General features: G+C 71.9%; 13 protein-coding genes. 9 read left to right on the top strand and 4 right to left on the bottom strand.

The window, feature by feature from the left end:
• The first annotated feature begins 131 nt into the window (after positions 1-131).
• A complete protein-coding gene (locus DTL70_RS32340; protein WP_114025582.1) occupies positions 132-1,730 on the top strand; it encodes a glycosyltransferase family 87 protein in 1,599 nt (532 codons plus the stop codon).
• A gap of 85 nt (positions 1,731-1,815) precedes the next feature.
• Positions 1,816-3,183: an MFS transporter gene (locus DTL70_RS32335; protein WP_114025581.1), complete on the top strand. Its 1,368-nt coding sequence runs from the start codon at positions 1,816-1,818 to the stop codon at positions 3,181-3,183.
• Here DTL70_RS32335 and DTL70_RS32330 read toward each other — a convergent pair.
• Positions 3,152-4,648 carry a CCA tRNA nucleotidyltransferase gene (locus tag DTL70_RS32330; protein WP_425470431.1) on the bottom strand — a complete coding sequence of 499 codons (1,497 nt, stop codon included), beginning with the start codon at positions 4,646-4,648 and terminating at the stop codon, positions 3,152-3,154. The genes DTL70_RS32335 and DTL70_RS32330 overlap by 32 nt on opposite strands.
• Positions 4,649-4,886: 238 nt before the next feature.
• Here DTL70_RS32330 and DTL70_RS32325 point away from each other — a divergent pair, with 238 nt between their 5' ends.
• The 7 genes from DTL70_RS32325 (at position 4,887) to trxA (ending at position 15,948) form a co-directional block, all read left to right on the top strand.
• Positions 4,887-7,469, top strand: a complete 2,583-nt coding sequence (locus DTL70_RS32325; protein WP_114025579.1) for a DUF6049 family protein — start codon at positions 4,887-4,889, stop codon at positions 7,467-7,469.
• 38 nt (positions 7,470-7,507) lie between these two features.
• A complete protein-coding gene (gene murJ, locus DTL70_RS32320; protein ID WP_114025578.1) occupies positions 7,508-9,877 on the top strand; it encodes a murein biosynthesis integral membrane protein MurJ in 2,370 nt (789 codons plus the stop codon).
• Positions 9,878-10,011: 134 nt separating this feature from the next.
• Positions 10,012-12,342, top strand: coding sequence for a hypothetical protein (locus tag DTL70_RS32315; RefSeq protein ID WP_114025577.1), 2,331 nt, complete (start codon positions 10,012-10,014; stop codon positions 12,340-12,342).
• Positions 12,343-12,428: 86 nt separating this feature from the next.
• The gene (sigM, locus tag DTL70_RS32310) at positions 12,429-13,304 is read left to right on the top strand and encodes an RNA polymerase sigma factor SigM (protein ID WP_114025576.1); all 876 of its coding nucleotides are present in this window, start codon (positions 12,429-12,431) and stop codon (positions 13,302-13,304) included.
• Positions 13,301-14,449 carry an anti-sigma factor family protein gene (locus DTL70_RS32305; RefSeq protein WP_114025575.1) on the top strand — a complete coding sequence of 383 codons (1,149 nt, stop codon included), beginning with the start codon at positions 13,301-13,303 and terminating at the stop codon, positions 14,447-14,449. Before sigM ends, DTL70_RS32305 begins: the two co-directional genes overlap by 4 nt.
• Before the next feature lie 106 nt (positions 14,450-14,555).
• Positions 14,556-15,542, top strand: a complete 987-nt coding sequence (gene trxB, locus DTL70_RS32300) for a thioredoxin-disulfide reductase (RefSeq protein WP_114025574.1) — start codon at positions 14,556-14,558, stop codon at positions 15,540-15,542.
• Positions 15,543-15,618: 76 nt separating this feature from the next.
• Positions 15,619-15,948, top strand: a complete 330-nt coding sequence (gene trxA, locus DTL70_RS32295) for a thioredoxin (RefSeq protein WP_114025573.1) — start codon at positions 15,619-15,621, stop codon at positions 15,946-15,948.
• Between the two features lie 124 nt (positions 15,949-16,072).
• On the opposite strand, the gene DTL70_RS32290 is transcribed toward trxA, so the two are convergent.
• The 3 genes from DTL70_RS32290 to DTL70_RS32280 all read right to left on the bottom strand — a co-directional run bounded on the left by DTL70_RS32290 (position 16,073) and on the right by DTL70_RS32280 (position 19,232).
• Positions 16,073-16,693, bottom strand: a complete 621-nt coding sequence (locus tag DTL70_RS32290) for a GNAT family N-acetyltransferase (RefSeq protein WP_114025572.1) — start codon at positions 16,691-16,693, stop codon at positions 16,073-16,075.
• Positions 16,694-16,797: 104 nt separating this feature from the next.
• Positions 16,798-18,027 (bottom strand): ParB/RepB/Spo0J family partition protein, encoded by a 1,230-nt coding sequence (locus DTL70_RS32285; protein WP_114025571.1) that lies wholly within the window; start codon positions 18,025-18,027, stop codon positions 16,798-16,800.
• Positions 18,024-19,232, bottom strand: coding sequence for a ParA family protein (locus tag DTL70_RS32280; protein ID WP_281278748.1), 1,209 nt, complete (start codon positions 19,230-19,232; stop codon positions 18,024-18,026). Before DTL70_RS32280 ends, DTL70_RS32285 begins: the two co-directional genes overlap by 4 nt.
• Positions 19,233-19,673 lie beyond the last annotated feature (441 nt).

The following is a 19,673-nucleotide window of genomic DNA, read 5'->3' as shown; positions in this document are numbered from 1 at the left end:
GGGGAAGGCCCCGGCTCGGACACCGAGCCGGGGCCTTCCCCGTGGCGCGGGAAACTCCCGTGCACCGGGCACAGGACCGCACGAGGGATGGGTTGCCCTCACGGCGAGGCGGGTGCGGGAGGATGTGGCCCATGACGAGCGCCCCCACCGACCGGACCCCCGCTCCGAAACCACCCCCACAGCACGCCGCCCGCCCCGCCGAGGAGACGTCCGTCCGCCCCACGGACCAGGACGAGGTGGCGACGGCGGCGAGCGAAGTGGCCGGGGGGCGCGCAGGACGGCGCGCCGTTCACGGCACGAGCTGGTGGACGCCGCTGCGCACGGTGATCGTCGTCACGCTGGGGATGTTCGTGCTCGGGATGCTCCAGAAGGCGCCCTGCTTCGGCGGCGGCTGGTTCTCCGGGCAGGCCGCGCAGTACGTGCACGCCTGCTACTCCGACATCCCGCACCTGTACAACGGGCGCGGCTTCGCCGAGGGACTCGTCCCCTATCTGGACCGCATCCCCGAACGGATCTCCGGCGGCATGGAGTACCTGGAGTACCCCGTGCTCACCGGGGCGTTCATGCAGTTCGCAAGCGTGCTGACCCCCGGCGGGGACGCGCTGGTGCAGGACGAGAAGACCTACTGGCTGATCAACGCGGGGATGCTCGCGGTCTGTGCGGCCGCGCTGGTCACCTGCGTGGTGCGCACCCACCGCAACCGCCCCTGGGACGGCATGCTCGTGGCTCTCGCGCCGGGGCTCGCGCTGACCGCCACGGTCAACTGGGACCTGCTGGCCGTCGCCATGACGGCCGCGGGGATGCTGCTGTGGGCACGCTCGCGTCCGCTGGCCGCCGGCGTGCTGATCGGCCTGGCGACGGCGGCCAAGCTCTATCCGGCGCTGCTGCTGGGCCCGCTGCTGGTGCTGTGCTGGCGTGCGGGGCGCTGGGGCGCCTTCGGGCGGGTGACGGCTGGTGCGGCCCTCTCGTGGCTGGTGGTGAACGTGCCGGTGATGGTGGCGTCCCCGGCCGGCTGGGCGAAGTTCTACACCTTCAGTCAGGAGCGCCCCGTCGACTTCGGCTCGCTGTGGCTGATCCTCCAGCAGCGAACCGGACGGGAGTTCGAAGAAGCCAACCTCTACGCCATCGTCCTGATGGTGCTGGGCTGCGCCGCGATCGCCGCGCTGGCCCTGTGCGCCCCCAGGCGGCCCCGGTTCGCGCAGCTCTCCTTCCTGGTGATCGCCCTCTTCGTCCTCACCAACAAGGTCTACTCCCCGCAGTACGTCCTGTGGCTGATCCCGCTGGCCGCCCTCGCCCGCCCCAAGTGGCGGGACTTCCTCGTCTGGCAGGGCTGCGAGGTCGTCTACTTCCTGGGCATCTGGATGTACCTCGCCTACACCTCCAGCGGCGACAAACGCCAGGGGCTCCCCGAGGACGGCTACCAACTCGTCATCCTGGCCCACCTGTTGGGGACGCTCTACCTGTGCGTGATGATCGTCCGCGACGCCCTGCGGCCCGAGGTGGACCCCGTACGCAGGGACGACGGATCCGACGACCCCGGCGGCGGCGTACTGGACCGGGCACCCGACGTCTTCACCCTCGGCCCGCTCGCCCCCGCCCCCTCCCGCCGCCACGCCGCTTTCGCAGGCCCCTCCACCACCGCCACCGTCACGCCCTCCTCCGCCACTGCCACTGCCACTGCCGCGCGGCAACGGCGCACCGTGCGGTGGGGCACGGCGAGGTGGGAGTGAGGAGGCGGGAGTGAGGACGCCGCGTCCGGCGCCGTGTTTCACGTGAAACCGTCGCACTCCGGCGTTGCTGTGTGAGGCTGTCCCCATGTCCGTCGCCCGCGACCTGCGTACGCTGCTCCGCTTTCCCGACTTCCGTAGGCTGTTGACGGTACGGCTGCTCTCCCAGCTCGCCGACGGCGTCTACCAGATCGCGCTGGCGGCGTACGTGGTCTTCTCCCCCGAGAAGGAGACTTCGCCGGCGGCGATCGCCTCCGCCATGGCGGTGCTGCTGCTGCCGTACTCGCTCCTGGGCCCCTTCGCCGGTGTCCTGCTGGACCGCTGGCGGCGTCGCCAGGTGCTTCTCTTCGGCAACATGCTGCGCACCGCCCTGGCGGCTCTCACGGCGGCGTTCGTCCTGGGAGCCGTACCGGACTGGCTGGTCTTCCTCTCCGCGCTCACCGTCACCGCCGTCAACCGCTTCGTCCTGGCCGGGCTGTCCGCCGCGCTGCCCCGCGTCGTGGACGGCGAACGCCTCGTGATCGCCAACTCCCTCTCCCCGACCGCCGGCACGCTCGCCGCCACCCTGGGCGGCGGGGTCGCCTTCGTGGTGCGCTCTCTCGCCCCCGGCACCGGGCGGGAGGCCGACAGCCTCGTACTGCTGACCGCGGCCGCCCTCTATCTGCTGGGCGCCCTGGCCTCGCTGCGGATGGCCAGAGACCTGCTCGGTCCCGACCCGACCGCCGTGCAGCCCCGCGTCCTGGCCGCCGTCGCCAGTACGGCCCGCGGTCTGCTGGCCGGGCTCCGCCACCTCGCCGCGCGCCGGACGGCGGCCTACGCCCTCACCGTCGCGACGCTGATGCGGTTCTGCTACGGCGCGCTGACGGTGACGGTGCTGATGCTGTGCCGGTACGCGTGGAGCGGTGACGGCTCGGCGGACGGCGGTCTGGGCCTGCTGGGGCTCGCGCTCGGCCTGTCCGGGCTCGGCTTCTTCGTCGCCGCCGTGATCACGCCGACGGCCGTGGGCCGGTGGGGGATCTTCGGCTGGATGGCGCTGTGCGCGGGAGCCGCCGCGGTGCTGGAGCCCGCGCTGGGGCTGACGTTCACGCCGGGGCCGGTACTGGCCGCCGCCTTCCTGCTGGGCCTCGTCACCCAGGCCGCCAAGATCGCCACCGACACCGCGGTACAGACCTCGGTGGACGATGCCTTCCGCGGCCGGGTCTTCTCCCTCTACGACATGCTCTACAACGTCGCCTACGTCGGCGCTGCCGCGGTGGCCGCTGTACTGCTGCCGCCCGACGGGCGCTCCGCCGTCGTCGTCCTCGGGGTGGCCGTGCTGTACGCGGCCCTCGCGCTGGCCGTCTCGCAGGTTTCACGTGAAACACCGGCGCCCGGCCGACCGCACCAGGGCGGGGAACGGGATCAGGGCCCGGGGGGCCGGCAGGTCAGCCCTCCTGCCGGGCCCACCACTTCCTGAGCTCCGCCACAGCGTCGTCGTAGCCCAGCGGACCGTGCTCCAGGCGCAGCTCCAGCAAGTACTTGTACGCCTTCCCCACCACGGGCCCCGGCTCCACGCCGAGCTCGCGCATGATCTCGTTGCCGTCGAGGTCGGGCCGGATCGCGTCCAGCTCCTCCTGTTCCTGGAGACGCGCGATCCGCTCCTCCAGACCGTCGTACGCGCGCGAGAGCGCCTGGGCCTTGCGCTTGTTGCGGGTCGTGCAGTCCGAGCGCGTCAGCTTGTGCAGCCGGCTCAGCAACGGCCCGGCGTCCCGCACGTAGCGGCGCACCGCCGAGTCCGTCCACTCCCCTGTGCCGTAGCCGTGGAAGCGCAGATGCAGCTCCACCAGTCGTGAGACGTCCTTGACCAGCTCGCCGGAGTACTTGAGCGCGGTCATCCGCTTCTTCGTCATCTTCGCGCCCACCACCTCGTGGTGGTGGAAGGAGACCCGGCCGTCCTTCTCGAACCTGCGCGTCTTCGGCTTGCCGATGTCGTGCAGCAGCGCCGCCAGCCGCAGCGTGAGGTCGGGCCCCTCCTCCTCCAGGTCGATCGCCTGGTCCAGCACGGTCAGCGAGTGCTCGTAGACGTCCTTGTGCCGGTGGTGCTCGTCCCGCTCCAGGCGCAGCGCCGGCAGCTCCGGCAGCACCCGCGCGGCCAGTCCGGTCTCCACCAGGAGCCGCAGCCCCTTACGCGGCCAGCGGCCGAGCAGCAGCTTGTTCAACTCGTCCCGCACCCGCTCCGCGGAGACGATCTCGATGCGGTCCGCCATCCCCGTCATGGCGTCCACGACCTCGGGCGCCACCTCGAAGTCGAGCTGGGCGGCGAAGCGCGCCGCGCGCATCATGCGCAGCGGGTCGTCGGAGAAGGAGGCCTGCGGCGTCCCCGGAGTCCGCAGCCTGCGGGCCGCCAGGTCCTCCAGACCGCCGTGCGGGTCGACGAACTCCTTCTCGGGCAGCGCGACCGCCATGGCGTTCACCGTGAAGTCCCGGCGGACCAGATCGTCCTCGATGGTGTCGCCGTAGGAGACCTCCGGCTTGCGGGAGGCGCGGTCGTAGATCTCCGACCGATACGTCGTCACTTCGAGCACGAAGTCCGACTTCTTGATCCCCACCGTGCCGAAGGCGATGCCCACCTCCCACACCGCGTCCGCCCACGGCCGCACCAGCCGCAGCACGTCCTCGGGCCGGGCGTCCGTGGTGAAGTCCAGATCGTTGCCGAGCCGTCCCAGCAGCGCGTCGCGCACCGAACCGCCGACGAGAGCGAGCCGGAAGCCGGCCTCACGGAAGCGGCGCGCGAGCTCGTCCGCCACCGGCGAGACGCGCAGCAGCTCGCTGACGGCGCGCCGCTGCACCTCGCTCAGGTGCTCGGCTGCCGGGCCGTCCTCCGGGGCGGCCAGGGGCGTGGCGGGGGGCTGGTCGGGGCTGTCACTCATGGCGTTCGGCACAGCAGCACAGGGTACGTTGCCGCACCGGGTGCCCGCCCGGCGGCGGCGTCCACGCCCTGCGGGCACCCTGCAGACACCCGGCGGACACCGTGGTGATCTTGTGGTGGACGGCGCGGCACTTCCGTCCGTGAGACATCGTTACCATCAGGGATCCAGAACGCACGACCCAGTACTGCAGCTTCATCGCCCAGCAGCACCCAGCAGCACCCAGCAGCAAGCGACGACGACGGACGACGGGATGGACGAGCGCGTGGCCGAGGCGGCTGAGAGTCAGGCTCCCCCTGCCCGTAGGGGGACGAACCGCTGGCGGCACCGGACGGCAGCGCTCCTCGCCGCCCTCCCCGTTCTGGCGGGGCCCCTCCTCCTGCCCGCGGGCACCGCCGCCGCAGCGCCCCAGGCGTCCCCGGCGAGCGGCACCCACGCGCCCGCCGTGACGACGGCCACCGCGGGGCACGCGGCCGGGACGGCCACCCCCGCGGCAGCCTCAGCGCCCCAAGCGCCCCAAGCGCCCCAAGGAAGCGGCTCCCGCAGCGCCCGCGTCTCCGTGAACGAGGTCACGCCCGCCGTCCCCGACGCCGACGACACCCTCACCGTCAGCGGCACCGTCACCAACACCAGCAGCGCCACGCTGAGCGGCCTGGAGGTCGTCCCCCGCATCGGCCCCAGCCTCGGCTCGCGCAGCGCGATCGAGCAGGCGTCCCGCCGCCAGGGGTACCTGTCGGGCGCGGACGGCACCGAGGTCCCCGGCGGGCACGGCGCCCGGCTGTCGGGGCTCGCCTCCGGCATCACCCGGTCGTTCACGCTGAAGATCCCCGTCAGCGATCTCCACCTGGGCTCCGACGGCGTCTACCAGCTCGGCGTCTCCCTCACCGGACAGACCCGCTCCCGCCCCTACGAGCAGATCCTGGGCATCGGCCGCACCTTCCTGCCCTGGCAGGAGAAGGCCGGCAGCCCGACCACCCGGGTCGCCTACCTGTGGCCGCTGATCTCCACCCCGCACGTGACCGCGCGCACCGAGTCCGACGAACAGCAGACCCCGGTCTTCCGCGACGACAAACTGGCCGAGGAGCTGGCCCCCGGCGGGCGGCTCCAGCAGATGCTCGAACTCGGCAAGGACCTCGACGTCACCTGGGTCATCGACCCCGACCTGCTGGCCAGCGTCGACATGATGGCGGGCCGCTACCGGGTGCACAAGCCCGGCGGCGACCCGGACGACACCGTCGCGGGGAAGGGCCAGGAGGACGCCAAGCGCTGGCTGGACGAGCTGCAGAAGGCCGTCCGCGGCAAAGAGGTCGTCGCCCTCCCGTTCGCCGATCCCGACCTGGCGTCGCTGGCGCACCGCGGCCAGAAGGTGCCCGGCGCGCTCAGCTCCCTGGGGCAGGCCACCAGGCTCGCCAAGGACACGGTCGAGACGGTGCTCCACGTGAAACCGAGCACCGACTTCGCCTGGCCCTACGAGGGCGCCGTCGACTCCTCCCTCGTGGACGTGGCCACCTCGGCGGGCGCCCACAACGTGATCGCCCGCAGCGACAGCGTCCGGGACGCCGGCCTCTCCTACAGCCCGACGGCGGCCCGCCCGATCGGCAGCGGCAACACCGCGCTGGTCGCCGACGAGCGGCTGTCCACCGCCTTCGAGGGCGACCTGTCCCGGGCCGGGGCCGCCTCGCGCGCCGTGCAGCAGTTCACCGCCCAGTCCCTCGCGCTGGCGGGCCAGGTGCCCTCCCGCACCCGCAGCGTCGTCGTCGCCCCCCAGCGGATGCCGAGCGTCTCCCAGGCCCAGGCGATGGCCGAGGGCGTCGAGGCGCTCAGCGACAGCGGCTGGGCCGCGCCCGGCAGCCTGGCCGACGCCGCGAAGGCGAAGCCGGACCGGGGCGCCCAGCGCCGGATGCCCGCGCCCTCCTCCTACCCTTCGACGCTCCGCAAGAGCGAGCTGCCCACCGCCGCCTTCGAGCAGGTCCGCAAGACCAAGGACGGCCTGGAGGACTTCAAGGAGATCCTCAGCGACCCCGAACGTGTGATGCCGCCGTTCAGCACGGCCATAGACCGTGAGGTCTCCAACGCGTGGCGCGGCCGGGCGTCCGCCGGCAAGAGCTACCGCAACGCGGTGGAGGACTACCTGCTGGAGCTGCGCGGCGCGGTCAAGCTCATCAAGAAGTCCGGCATCACGCTCTCGGGCCGCGAGGCCACCATCCCCGTGACCGTGCAGAACAACCTGGCGCAGGGCGTCGACGGGCTCGTGCTGGAGCTGCGGTCGAGCCGCGTCGGCCTGGACGTCGGGGACGCCAAGCGGGTCAAGGTCGACGGCGAACACACCCAGTCCCTCAAGTTCGACACCACCGCCAAGAACAACGGCCGCGCCTACGTGTACGCCCAGCTCTACACGGAGGACGGCGAGCGCTACGGCAAGGTCATGAAGTTCCAGGTGAACGTGACCTCCATCACGTCCACCGTGCTGCTGGTCATCGCGATCGGCGTGCTGCTGATCGTGCTGGCCGGCATCAGGATGTACACCCAGCGCAAGCGGTCGGGCCCGGCCCCGGACCCGGACGCCCCGCTGAAGGACCCGGGCGACGGCGGTGACGGCGGCGGCGACGCGTCAGATGGCGCGGGGGACGGCGACGCGCCGGGTGGCTCGTCGGGGGACGCGTCGGGAGACGCTGCGGACGGCCCGCCGGGCGGCCCGGCAGACGACTCGTCGGGTGCCTCGACAGGCGACTCGACAGACGCCGGCAGGGACTCCGGCGCCCCGGACGGGGACGGGAACGACACCGTCCGGGAAAACGACAACCCCCCGGCCACGGGTGAGAAAGTGGACCGTTGACTCATCCGGGCGAGCAGGGGCAGGGGTAGGTAGCGACGATGAACGCGCCGTATGGCGGTGACCGGGGCCGGACGCCCGGTGACGGCTCTGGCCAGCCGGAGGACCCGTACGCACAGGACGCGTACGCCCGTGATCCGTTCGCGCCCGCGGACCCCTCGGCGCAGGACCCGGACCCGCAGGCGTGGCAGCGCTACCAGGAGCAGCAGCCCCAGGACCCGTACGCGACGCAGCCCTACGAAGGGCAGCCGCACGGCCGGCCGCAGCACGAGCAGCAGCCGCACCATCCGTCGCCCTACGGACAGCAGCCGCACGGACAGCAGCCCCACGGGCAACCGCCGTACCAGCAGCCTTACGGGCAGCGGCCCCACCAGCAGTCACACGGACAGCAGCCGCCCCAGCAGCCGTACGCGGCGCAGGCCTACCAGGGCGAGCAGCCCCAGGCGCCCCGGTCCACAGGACAGGGCGCCCCGCAGTCCGGCGACGCCTTCGCCCACCTCTACCGCGACCAGGGCCACCCTCAGCCACAGCACGGACAGCACGGACAGCACGGGCAGCACCCGCACCACACCCGCCAGGCGCAGCAGAGCCCCCAGGCGAACCAGGTGCGCTCCGCCCAGCAGGACCCCGGACGGGCCCAGCCCACCCAGCCGCCGCAGCCGTATCCGCCGGAGCCCGGAGCGCCGGGAGCCGCCGAGGAACCGTCGGCGCAGACCGTCAACCTCAACGCCGTCGCCCCCAAGGAAGAAGCTCCCGCGCCCTCAGGGGGCAAGGGCGGCGGCGGTGGCCTCCTCAAGTCCAGCGCCATCATGGCCGCCGGCACGATGGTCTCGAGGCTGACGGGCTTCATCCGCTCCGCGATGATCGTCGCGGCGCTCGGCGCCTCCGCCCTCGGTGACAGCTACCAGCTGGCCATCACCCTTCCGACGATGCTCTACATCCTCAGCGTCGGCGGCGGCCTGAACTCGGTCTTCGTGCCGCAGCTCGTGCGCGCGATGAAGGAGGACGACGACGGCGGCCAGGCGTACGCGAACCGGCTGCTGACGCTGGTCGCCGTACTGCTGGGCATCCTGGCGGTCGTGGCCGTCTTCGCCGCGCCGCTGCTGGTGCGGCTGATGTCCGTCAAGCTGGCGGGGGACCCGGCGGCCAACGAGGTCACCGTCACCTTCGTGCGCTACTGCCTGCCCTCGATCTTCTTCATGGGCATCCACGTGGTGATGGGCCAGGTGCTCAACGCGCGCGGCCGCTTCGGCGCGATGATGTGGACGCCGGTCCTCAACAACGTCGTCATCATCTCCACCATCAGCCTGTTCCTGTGGGTCTACGGGACCGCCTCGACCTCGAAGCTGACCGTCGCCAGCATCCCGCCCGAGGGCGTGCGGCTGCTGGGCATCGGCACCCTGCTGGGACTGGTCGTCCAGGCGCTGTCGATGATCCCCTACCTGCGCGCCGCGGGCTTCCGCATCCGGCCCCGCTTCGACTGGCGCGGCCACGGTCTGGGCAAGGCCGCCAAGCTGGCCAAGTGGACGATCCTGTTCGTGCTCGCCAACCAGGCCGGTGTGCTGGTCGTCTCCCAGCTGTCCACCTGGGCAGGTGACACCGCCGCCAAGGGCGGCGACTCCGGAACCGGCTACATCGCCTACTCCAACGCCCAGCTCATCTGGACGATGCCGCAGTCCATCATCACCGTCTCCGTGATGGCGGCGCTGCTGCCCCGGCTCTCCCGGGCGGCAGCCGACGGCGACCCCGGGGCGGTGCGGGACGACATCTCCCAGGGCCTGCGCAACTCGGCCGTCGCCATCGTGCCCATCGCCTTCGGATTCCTGGCGCTCGGCATCCCCATGTGCACCATGATCTACGGCTCGGCGGGCGTGGACGCCGCCCGTTCCATGGGCTACATGCTGATGGCGTTCGGAATCGGCCTGATCCCCTACTCGGTCCAGTACGTCGTGCTCCGCGCCTTCTACGCGTACGAGGACACCCGCACCCCCTTCTTCAACACGGTCATAGTGGCCGCCGTCAACGCCGCCGCCTCCGCGCTGTGCTTCCTGCTGCTGCCCGCCCGCTGGGCCGTCGTCGGCATGGCCGCCTCCTACGGGCTCGCCTACCTCACCGGTGTCGGTATCGCCTGGCGCCGGCTGCGCGACCGGCTGGGCGGCGACCTGGACGGGCGGCGCGTGGTGCGTACGTACACGCGGCTCGGCGGCGCCAGCATCCCCGCGACGCTCGCCGCCGGCGCCGCGGCCTGGGGCATCATGCGCGTCCTGGGCAGCGGCACCCTCGGTTCGATCGCCGCGCTGGCCGGCGGAGGGATCGTTTTGGGCGCGGTCTTCGTCCTAGCGGCGAAGCGCATGCGCATCGAGGAAATGACGGCGATGCTCGGGATGGTGCGCGCCAGACTCGGCCGATGAAATCCGGACGGGGAAACCGGCGTATACAACCATCTTTCGCCCCCGCGTGTCGTGCATAGCGGCGAGGTGTAGGCACAATTGTTTTTGGCCGTTTCCAGCAAAACGGCGCTACGGATGGGGAGGCAGGAACGACGGTGGCGGAACGGAGCACAGCCGCTGTCGACGTGGCCGAGACCAGCGGCGAGAACGGCAAGCCGCTGACCGCCCGGCAGGACGGGGCCACGGGCGACGGTGCGACGGACGCGACGAACGGACACAGCCGCGACGCCGTGGCTTCCCCTCTCACGGGCACCTCGGCCGCCGACCCGGCTCCGGAGGCGGAAGCCTCCGACACCACGCCACCCGAAAGACTCACACAGGGCGCGGAGTCCCCGGAGAAGGGCGACACCCCCGAAGAGGACGCCGACCACGCACCGGAGGTTGCCTCCGCCGGCGGCGTGACACCCGACGACGCGGCGGAAGGCCCGTCCGTGGACCGCTCCGACTCCGAGGACACGCCCCACACCCGAGCCGAGGGCTCCGCCCCGGACGTCGGTGAGCAGAGCCCCACAGCGGGCCCCCGCCCCGGAACGGAAGCGGGAACCGGCCCGGACGCCGGAACGGAAGCCGAAGCCGAAGCCGGCTCGGACACCCCAGCCGGCTCGGAGGCCCCAGCCGGCTCGGAGGCCGACGCGGGAGCGGAGGCCGACGCCGGGATCACGTCCGGGACCGAGGCCGGATCCGGAGCCGGGGCTGACGCCGAGGCCGGGGCCGAGACCGACGCCGAGGCCAGGACCGAAGCCGGTGCCGGGACCGGGGTCGAGGCCGGAGACGGGGCTGACGCCGAGGCCGGGAGCGAGGCCGGGCCCGGGCCCGGGGCCGGGGCCGAGGCCGAGGTCGGAGCCGGGGCGGGGGCCGGGGCCCCCGAAGGGTCCGCGGAGACGCGCGGACCCGACCTGCACAGTGGCCACAAGCTCGCCCGCCGCTACCGCCTGGAGGAGTGCGTCACCCGCCTCGACGGGTTCAGCAGCTGGCGCGCCGTGGACGAGAAGCTGCGCCGCGCCGTGGGCGTGCACGCGCTGCCGGCCGGTCACTCCCGGGCCCGCCAGGTGCTCGCCGCCGCACGCTCGGCCGCGCTGTTGGGCGACCCGCGCTTCGTGCAGGTCCTCGACGCGGTCGAGGAGGACGATCTCGTCTACGTCGTCCACGAGTGGCTGCCCGACGCCGTGCCGCTCAGCGAGCTCCTCAGCAGCGGTCCTCTGGAGGCGTACGAGGCGTACCAGCTCGTCGGCCAGCTCGCCCAAGGGCTGTCGGCCGCGCACCGCGAGGGGCTCGCGCACCTGCGGCTGAACCCCACCTGTGTGCTGCGCACCGGCATGGGTCAGTACCGCGTCCGGGGGCTGGCCGTGAACGCCGCGCTGCGCGGGGTCACCAGCGACCACCCGCAGCGTGACGACACCGAGGCCATCGGCGCGCTGCTGTACGCGGCGCTCACCCAGCGCTGGCCGTACGAGGACGACGCGCACGGGCTGCCCGGTGTCGGCTCGCTCGATCTGAGCACCCTCGTCGCGCCCGAGCAGGTGCGCGCGGGCGTGCACCGGGGGCTGTCGACGCTGGCCATGCGGGCGCTGGTCAACGACGGCGCGACCGCCTCGCGCCAAGAGCAGCCCTGCGCCACCCCCGAGGAGCTGGCCAAGGCCGTCTCGGCGCTGCCCCGCATCCGCCCGCCGGAGCAGAGCTTCACCCCGCCTCCTCCGTACCAGCGCACCACCTACCAGCAGGGCGCGTACGCGGCTTCCGGTGCCGTGAGGTCGGCCGCGGTGCGCGTTCCGCCGCACGGGCCGGGCGCCGAGCCGCCGGCTCCGCCCGCGCTTCCCGGCCGTACCGGCAAGGTCCTCAAGTGGGGCGTCTCGGCGCTGTTGATCGCCGCGCTCGGCCTGGGCAGCTGGCAGGTCGCGGACGCGCTGCTGGAGGGCGAGCCGCCGCCGAAGAAGCCCACCAAGCAGGTACACGCGCACGACACCTCCGCGCAGACCGGCAAGCCCGTCAAGGTCGAGGACGTCAAGGACTTCGACCCGCAGGGCGACGGCTCGGAGAACCCGGAGAAGGCGCCGAACGCGATCGACGGCGACCCCGGGACCTCCTGGGTGACCAGCCACTACATCGGCCGCCCCGACTTCGGCAATCTCAAGTCCGGTGCCGGGCTCGTGCTCGACCTGGGCAAGGTGCGTCAGGTCAGCCGGCTCAAGGTCGACTTCGCCGGCAAGACCTCGGCGAGCTTCCTGGCCGCGCCGAGCAGCGTCTCCGCCATGCCGTCGTCGCTGGGCAGCTTCAGCAAGGTCTCCAGCGGTTCGGGGGAGCACCTCACCCTGAAGGCGAAGAAGCCGATCAAGACCCGCTACGTACTGGTGTGGCTCACCAAGCTCCCGCTCTCCGACGACGGCAACTACCGTGGTCGCGTCACGGAGGTCCAGGTCCTCAGCTGAAGGCCGGTCCGCCGTGGGTGAGACGGGTGCGGCCGAGGCCGCCGGTGCCGCCTTCCCGGGGAGGGCGACGGGTGAGGGGAGGGCCGATGGCGAGCGACGACGCGACGCGCCGTCCACCGCGCACGGGCGGCGTCGGGCGGGGCGGCGCCGCGCCGCCCGACGCCGGGCAGCGGTACGAGGCAGCGGACGAGACAACGGGCGAGAAACCCGACAAGGCAGCCGACAAGGCAGCCGACAAGGATCTTCTCGACCGGCACGTCGCAGGGGATCCCGACGCGTTCGGTGAGCTCGTCCGCCGGCATCGGGACCGCCTGTGGGCCGTGGCGCTGCGGACGCTCGGTGACCGGGAGGAGGCGGCCGACGCCGTGCAGGACGCGCTGATCTCCGCCTACCGCGCCGCGCACACGTTCCGCGGCCGGTCCGCCGTCACGACCTGGCTGCACCGCATCACCGTCAACGCCTGCCTGGACCGCGCCCGCAAGGCGGCCTCGCGCCGCGCGGCGCCCACCGACGACACCGAGCGGCTGGAGCAGCTGCTGGAGCCCGAGGAGTCGGCGGCCGGTCCGGTCGAGCGTGACGCTGTGCACCGGGAGCTGGTATCGGCCCTCTCGCAGCTGCCCGCCGAGCAGCGCGCCGCCCTCGTCCTGGTGGACATGCAGGGCTATCCCGTCGCGGAGGCCGCCGAGGTGCTCGAGGTGGCCGTCGGAACCGTCAAGAGCCGCTGCGCCCGTGGCCGCGCCCGTCTCCTCCCCCTCGTCTCGCACCTGCGCCCGAGCGCCGACGGGACCGGGGACGGCGCACAGGGTGCGCAGAGCACGGAGGGTACGAACGGCACCAAGGGAGGGAACCCGACGAGCGGGGCATCCGTCCCAGCACCGAGAGAAGGGCCGCGGAACCCACCGCGGACCACCACACACGGCACCACGGGACCCGGGGCAGCGAAGGGAGGAGGACAGGCATGACATCCACTCCTTTCCCGTACGACGGGCACCCGGACGTCGCCGAGATCTCCGCACTCAGCGAGGGCGTCCTGCCACTCGACCGTGAACCCGATCTCCGCGCCCATCTGCGGGAGTGCGACCTGTGCGCCGAGGTGCGGGACTCCCTGGAGGAGATCCGCGCCTCACTGGGTACGCTCCCCGGCCCCGTCCGGATGCCCGAGGGTGTGGCCGTCCGCATCGACGCGGCACTGGCGGCAGAGGCCCGCACGAGGGCGGAACCCGACAGGGCCGAAGAGAACGAGAGCGAAGCCGACGCGCCAGGAGAAAGCGCTGCGGAGGAAAGGGCCACGGAGGAAGACGCTGTTTCACGTGAAACGGTGCCGGGTTCACGTGACACAGCGCCGGACGAGCCGACCCCGCTGCCCCGTACCGTGAAGTCTCCGGTTTCACGTGAAACGACGTCCGCCCGTCGCTCGGGAGACGACCGTCCCCCCGGACACGCCCCCAAAGCCGCCGGGCCCGGACGCGAGGCGGCCGCGGCCGGCACCCGGCGTGCCCGCCGCCGGCGCAGGGCCGTGCTGGTGGTCGCGGCCTCCGCCGCCGTGCTGGCCCTCGGCGCGGTCACCCTCCAGGCGCTCTCCGACTCGTCCGGCACCAAGGCCACCTCGGACGGTGCCAAGTCGCTCACCGAGGGCCGGGCGCCGAGCGTGCCCCCGAGCCCCACCGGCTCCCTCACCCCCGAGACCGAGACCGGCGGCACCGGCGACGACCATCAGTTGCGCAAGCGCGTCCAGCGGCTGCTGTCCGACCAGCCGACGTCCTCCCCCACCGAGAGCGCCCCGTCCCCCTCGGAGCCGAGCGACTCCCCCTCGCTCGACACCAAGAAGAGCCCCAGCACCGGTGAGAACACGCTGCGGGACGACCTGGGAGGCGGCGGCACCACCGTCCCCTCCTGCGTGCGGGAGGCCCTCGGCCGTACGGAGACCCCGCTGGCCGTCGACCCGGAGGCCACCTTCGCGAACCGCTCCGGCTACCTGGTCGTCCTCCCGCACCAGGGTGGTGACACGGAACAGGTGGACGCCTACCTGGTGGACCCCTCCTGCATCAGCGCCGATCCGCCGCAGCCCGGCGAGGTGCTGTTCAAGGGGACCTACCCGCGCGGGTGACACGGGGTCGCGAGCCCGGGAATGTCTGCCCCGTAGGATCCGTTGGACGGGGTGAAAGCCTCGGCGCAAGATCCCGGATAGCAGTCGGCAGACAAGGAAGACTCCCGTGAGCGACGTCCGTAACGTCATCATCATCGGCTCGGGCCCGGCCGGATACACGGCAGCGCTCTACACCGCCCGCGCGTCGCTGAAGCCGCTGGTGTTCGAGGGCTCCGTCACGGCTGGCGGCGCCCTGATGAACACCACCGAGGTCGAGAACTTTCCCGGCTTCCAGGAAGGCATCGTGGGCCCGGAGCTCATGGACAACATGCGGGCACAGGCGGAGCGTTTCGGCGCCGAGCTGGTCCCGGACGATGTCACGGCCGTCGACCTGTCGGGGCCGGTCAAGACCGTCACGGACTCCACCGGCACCGTCCACCGCGCCCGTACGGTGATCGTCTCCACCGGTTCGCAGCACCGCACGCTGGGTCTCCCGCTGGAGGAGGAGCTGTCAGGCCGCGGCGTCTCCTACTGCGCCACCTGCGACGGCTTCTTCTTCCGTGAGCAGCACATCGTCGTGGTCGGCGGCGGCGACACGGCCATGGAGGAGGCGACCTTCCTTTCCCGCTTCGCGGCGTCCGTCACCATCGTCCACCGCCGGGACACCCTCCGGGCCTCGAAGGCGATGCAGGAGCGCGCCTTCGCCGACCCGAAGATCTCCTTCGCCTGGAACAGCGAGGTGGCCGAGATCCACAGCAAGGACGGCAAGCTGTCCGGGCTGACCCTGCGCGACACCGAGAACGGCGAGACCCGCGAGCTGGGCGTGACGGGCCTGTTCGTCGCCATCGGCCACGACCCGCGTGTGGAGCTGTTCACGGACGTACTCATCCTGGACGAGGACGGCTACCTCAAGGTGGACGCCCCCTCCACCCGCACGAACGTGCCCGGCGTCTTCGCGGCGGGCGACGTGGTGGACCACACCTACCGGCAGGCCATCACCGCGGCGGGCACCGGCTGCTCGGCCGCCCTGGACGCCGAGCGCTTCCTGGCGGCGCTCACCGACGTGGACGCCGAGGAGACCGCCGAGCCGGAGAAGACAGCCGCCGCCGTCTGACCGTGTCGGCTCCCAGCCGCCCCCTTCCGTCAGCCCCAACCCCACCAGCAGTCCCCACACCCCGAGGAGAAGCACCATGGCCGGTGCCACCGTGACCGCGACCGACGCAGACTTCGACGATGTCGTCCTCAAGAGCGACAAGCCCGTGCTGGTCGACTTCTGGGCGGCTTGGTGCGGTCCGTGCCGTCAGATCGCCCCGTCGCTGGAGGCCATCGCCTCCGAGCACGCCGACAAGCTCACCGTCGTCAAGCTGAACATCGACGAGAACCCGGGCGTCGCCGCGAAGTACGGCATCATGTCGATCCCGACCATGAACGTCTACAAGGGCGGCGAGGTCGTCAAGACCATCGTCGGTGCCAAGCCGAAGGCCGCCATCGAGAAGGACCTCTCCGACTTCATCGGCTGAGAGTCCGACTCCCTCGGCTGAGAGCGACGCGCTTCGTCGGCCGAGCCCACTCGCCTCCGGACGCGACGCAGCAGGGGCGCGGTTTCACGTGAAACCGCGCCCCTGCTCGTTTCCGGCTCACTCCCTACAGCGGCCGGAGCGCCGGCTCCTTGCTGTGCACCTTGCCCAACAGCTGGTCCAGCGCCCTTTCCATGTCCTGCCGCCAGGAGACCGTCGAGCGAAGCTCCAGCCGCAGCCGGGGAAAGCGCGGATGCGTCCGGACGGTCTTGAAGCCGACGGCCAGCAGATGGTCGGCAGGTAGCAGACAGGCCGGCTCCCTCCACTGCGTGTCCCCGAACGCCTCTATCGCCTTGAAGCCGCGCCGCAGCAGATCCTTCGCCACCGTCTGCACGATCACCCGGCCGATGCCCTGCCCCTGGAACCCGGGACGCAGATATGCCGTCATCAGCTGCACGGCGTCGGGGGAGACCGGACTCGTGGGGAAGGCGAAGGAGCGCGGCACGTAAGCGGGCGGCGCGTAGAGCACGTAGCCGACCGGCGCGTCGTCGACGTAGACGACCCGGCCGCAGGAGCCCCACTCCAGCAGCACCGCCGAGATCCAGGCCTCCTTCTCCCGGTCCGGGCGGCCAGAGCCGACCGTCTCCTCGTCACTGACCGGGCCCAGCTCCCAGAAGGCGCAGGCACGGCAGCGCTCCGGCAGGTCCGCGAGATTGTCCAGCGTGAGCGGAACGAGCTGTCGCCCCATGGCAGACATCGTAGCCATGGGGCGACAGCTCGTCGGCAGGTTTCTGCTGTTGTGACTGGTGCGATGGTCGGCCCGAAACCGACCGGCGCTGACCGGTGCGGTGCCTACACGGAATCCCCGTCGGCCTGCTCGCCGTCCTCGGGCTCCTCGTCGCCCTGGCCGCCGTCGCCCTCCGCGAGCTTCTGCTGGAGTACCCCGCCCTCCCCGGGAGCGAACTGCCCCAGGATGCGGTCCAGGTCCTCCATGGAGGCGAACTCCACGACGATCTTGCCCTTCTTCTGCCCCAGATCGACCTTCACCCTGGTCTCGAAGCGGTCGGAGAGGCGGCCCGCCAGCTGGTTCAGCGCGGGGGACACCCGGGCACCGGCCCGGGGCCCCTTCGGCTTGGCCCGCCCCTTGGGCGCGCCACTCATCAGCGTGACGATCTCCTCGACGGCTCGCACCGACAGGCCCTCGGCCACGATGCGGTGAGCGAGCTTGTCCTGATCCTCACCGTCCTCCACCGACAGCAGTGCGCGCGCGTGCCCGGCGGACAGCACGCCCGCCGCCACTCGGCGCTGCACCGCCGGGGAGAGCCGCAACAGCCGCAGCGTGTTGGTCACCTGCGAGCGGGAGCGGCCGATCCGCCCGGCGAGCTCGTCATGGGTGCACTCGAAGTCCTTGAGGAGCTGGTCGTAGGCGGCCGCCTCTTCCAGCGGATTCAGCTGCGCCCTGTGCAGATTCTCCAGCAGCGCGTCCAGGAGGAGCTTCTCGTCCTCAGTGGCACGGACGATGGCCGGAATCTGCTCCAGCCCCGCCTCACGGCAGGCCCGCCAGCGGCGCTCACCCATGATGAGCTCGAAGCTGCCGGCCTCCAGCTCACGCACCACCACCGGCTGGAGGAGACCCACCTCCTTGATGGAGGTGACGAGTTCGGCGAGGGCGTCCTCGTCGAAGACCTCACGGGGCTGCCGCGGGTTGGGGGTGATCGCGTCGAGCGGCACCTCGGCGAAGAACGCGCCGTCCACCGCTCCGGCCGCCGCCTGCGCCTCCGCGGAGGCTTCCTCCTCGGTGGCGGCGCCGTCCTCGGCGAAACCAGCGGGCGGCGTTTCACGTGAAACCCACTCGTCGCTCTCCCGCTGGGAGAGCGCGGCGACCTTCGCGGCCGCCACCCCGCGCGATCCCTGCTCCGCAGAGAGCAGCGGAACCGCGGTCGGAGAGGTGGAGCCCCCCGTGACGCTCGGCGACTGCCGCTCGGAACCGGGTTCCGACGACTCGGCGGTCTCCGTGCTCGTCGGAGCCGCCGGAATCAGCGCACCGAGCCCCCGCCCCAGGCCCCTACGTCGCTCGCTCACTGCCCCTCCGCCATGCTGCCGTGCTGCTGTGCCTGGTGTGGTTGTGCTGGTGGCTGCCCGAGTGGTTGCTGCTGTGGCGTCTGGAACGGCACCGCAGGCTGCGCCGGTGGACCCTGGTAGGCCTGCTGGGCTTCCTGCGCCTGCTGCGCTTCCTGCGCCTGCTGGGCCTGCTCGACGTGCGGGTCCCGCAGCGCGATCTCCCGCGCCGCCTCCAGGTAGGAGAGCGAACCGCTGGAGCCCGGATCGTAGGTCAGTACCGTCTGGCCGTAGCTCGGGGCCTCCGAAATACGCACCGAGCGCGGAATGTTGGTACGCAGCACCTCCTTACCGAAGTGCCCGCGCACCTCCTCCGCCACCTGGGACGCCAGCCGGGTACGGCCGTCGTACATCGTCAGAATGATCGTGGAGATGTGCAGCCGCGGGTTCAGATGCCCCCTCACCAACTCCACGTTGCGCAGCAGTTGGCCCAGCCCCTCCAGCGCGTAGTACTCGCACTGGATGGGGATCAGCACCTCCGCACCGGCCACGAGGGCGTTGACCGTCAGCAGACCGAGGGAGGGCGGGCAGTCGATGAGGACGTAGTCGAGCGGCTGCTCGTACGCCTCGATGGCCCGCTGAAGGCGGCTCTCCCGCGCGACCAGCGACACGAGCTCGATCTCCGCACCGGCGAGATCGATGGTCGCCGGCGCGCAGAAGAGCCCCTCCACGTCCGGTACCGGCTGGACGACCTCGGAGAGCGGCTTGCTCTCCACCAACACGTCGTAGATCGAGGGCACTTCGGCGTGGTGATCCACACCCAGCGCTGTCGACGCATTGCCCTGCGGGTCGAGATCGACCACCAGAACGCGGGCCCCGTGCAGGGCCAGCGAGGCGGCGAGGTTCACGGTCGTCGTGGTCTTGCCGACCCCGCCCTTCTGGTTGGCGACCACCATGACCCGGGTCTGAGCCGGCCGCGGCAGACCCTCCCCGGCTCTGTTCATCGCCTCGACCGCCTGCTGGGCGGCACGGCCAATGGGGGTGTCGTCCATGGGCGGTGGCGTTTCACGTGCCGCGTCACCGCGGGGAGCGCCCCCGCCCGCGCTGGTATCCCCTGACTCTGTCCGGGGACCGGGGACCGGGTCGGCCATCGGTCCCGCGATGTTGGCGTCGGACCGCAACGGTTCACTCTCCTCACCATCAGGCTCGCTATGGACAGAGCCTCCCATGCTTTCGGTGTCGCGAACCAGCGAGCCCCACTCAGTTGTGGACGAATCCACGTCGGAGCGGAGCTGAGGAGTGGGTGCGGTCCGGCCGCGCGCACCGGCGGCGGCGCGGCCTCGGTTGATGATTCCGTGCAACAGAGAGCGGCGTTTCACGTGAAACACGATGCACGCGGCCGTGACGGGTGCCGCCGCGACACTCCGCGCCACGGTGCCGTAAGCGTTTTTATGGAGTAACCGCGTAACCGAATCAGCGTTTCAGCGCCGACCGCGACCGCGGTGGCTCCCGTGGCCCCGCAGGACTCCCCGGACCGCAGGGAGTTCAGGGGACCGCAGTGCGTGCTCGGGGCCGCAGCGGGATGCACACGGCTGTGGCGACTCAGAGCCCGTCACGACGGGCGGACTGCGGTAACCGGACCGTAGTGGTCGGGCCGCAGTGGCCGGACC

The organism is Streptomyces diacarni, from assembly GCF_003323715.1.
GTDB classification, from domain to species: Bacteria; Actinomycetota; Actinomycetes; order Streptomycetales; family Streptomycetaceae; genus Streptomyces; species Streptomyces diacarni.
Note: the sequence above shows the minus strand (reverse complement) of the source record. Positions and strands in the feature narration are given on the sequence as shown.

What these genes read in the sequence shown, in the direction of transcription:
- DTL70_RS32340 (WP_114025582.1), top strand. Translation starts at nt 132, where the DNA reads ATGACGAGCGCCCCCACCGACCGGACCCCCGCTCCGAAACCACCCCCA.
- DTL70_RS32325 (WP_114025579.1), top strand. Translation starts at nt 4,887, where the DNA reads ATGGACGAGCGCGTGGCCGAGGCGGCTGAGAGTCAGGCTCCCCCTGCC.
- trxA (WP_114025573.1), top strand. Translation starts at nt 15,619, where the DNA reads ATGGCCGGTGCCACCGTGACCGCGACCGACGCAGACTTCGACGATGTC.
- DTL70_RS32335 (WP_114025581.1), top strand. Translation starts at nt 1,816, where the DNA reads ATGTCCGTCGCCCGCGACCTGCGTACGCTGCTCCGCTTTCCCGACTTC.
- DTL70_RS32280 (WP_281278748.1), bottom strand. Translation starts at nt 19,232, where the DNA reads ATGGGAGGCTCTGTCCATAGCGAGCCTGATGGTGAGGAGAGTGAACCG.
- DTL70_RS32290 (WP_114025572.1), bottom strand. Translation starts at nt 16,693, where the DNA reads ATGGGGCGACAGCTCGTTCCGCTCACGCTGGACAATCTCGCGGACCTG.
- DTL70_RS32305 (WP_114025575.1), top strand. Translation starts at nt 13,301, where the DNA reads ATGACATCCACTCCTTTCCCGTACGACGGGCACCCGGACGTCGCCGAG.
- sigM (WP_114025576.1), top strand. Translation starts at nt 12,429, where the DNA reads ATGGCGAGCGACGACGCGACGCGCCGTCCACCGCGCACGGGCGGCGTC.
- murJ (WP_114025578.1), top strand. Translation starts at nt 7,508, where the DNA reads ATGAACGCGCCGTATGGCGGTGACCGGGGCCGGACGCCCGGTGACGGC.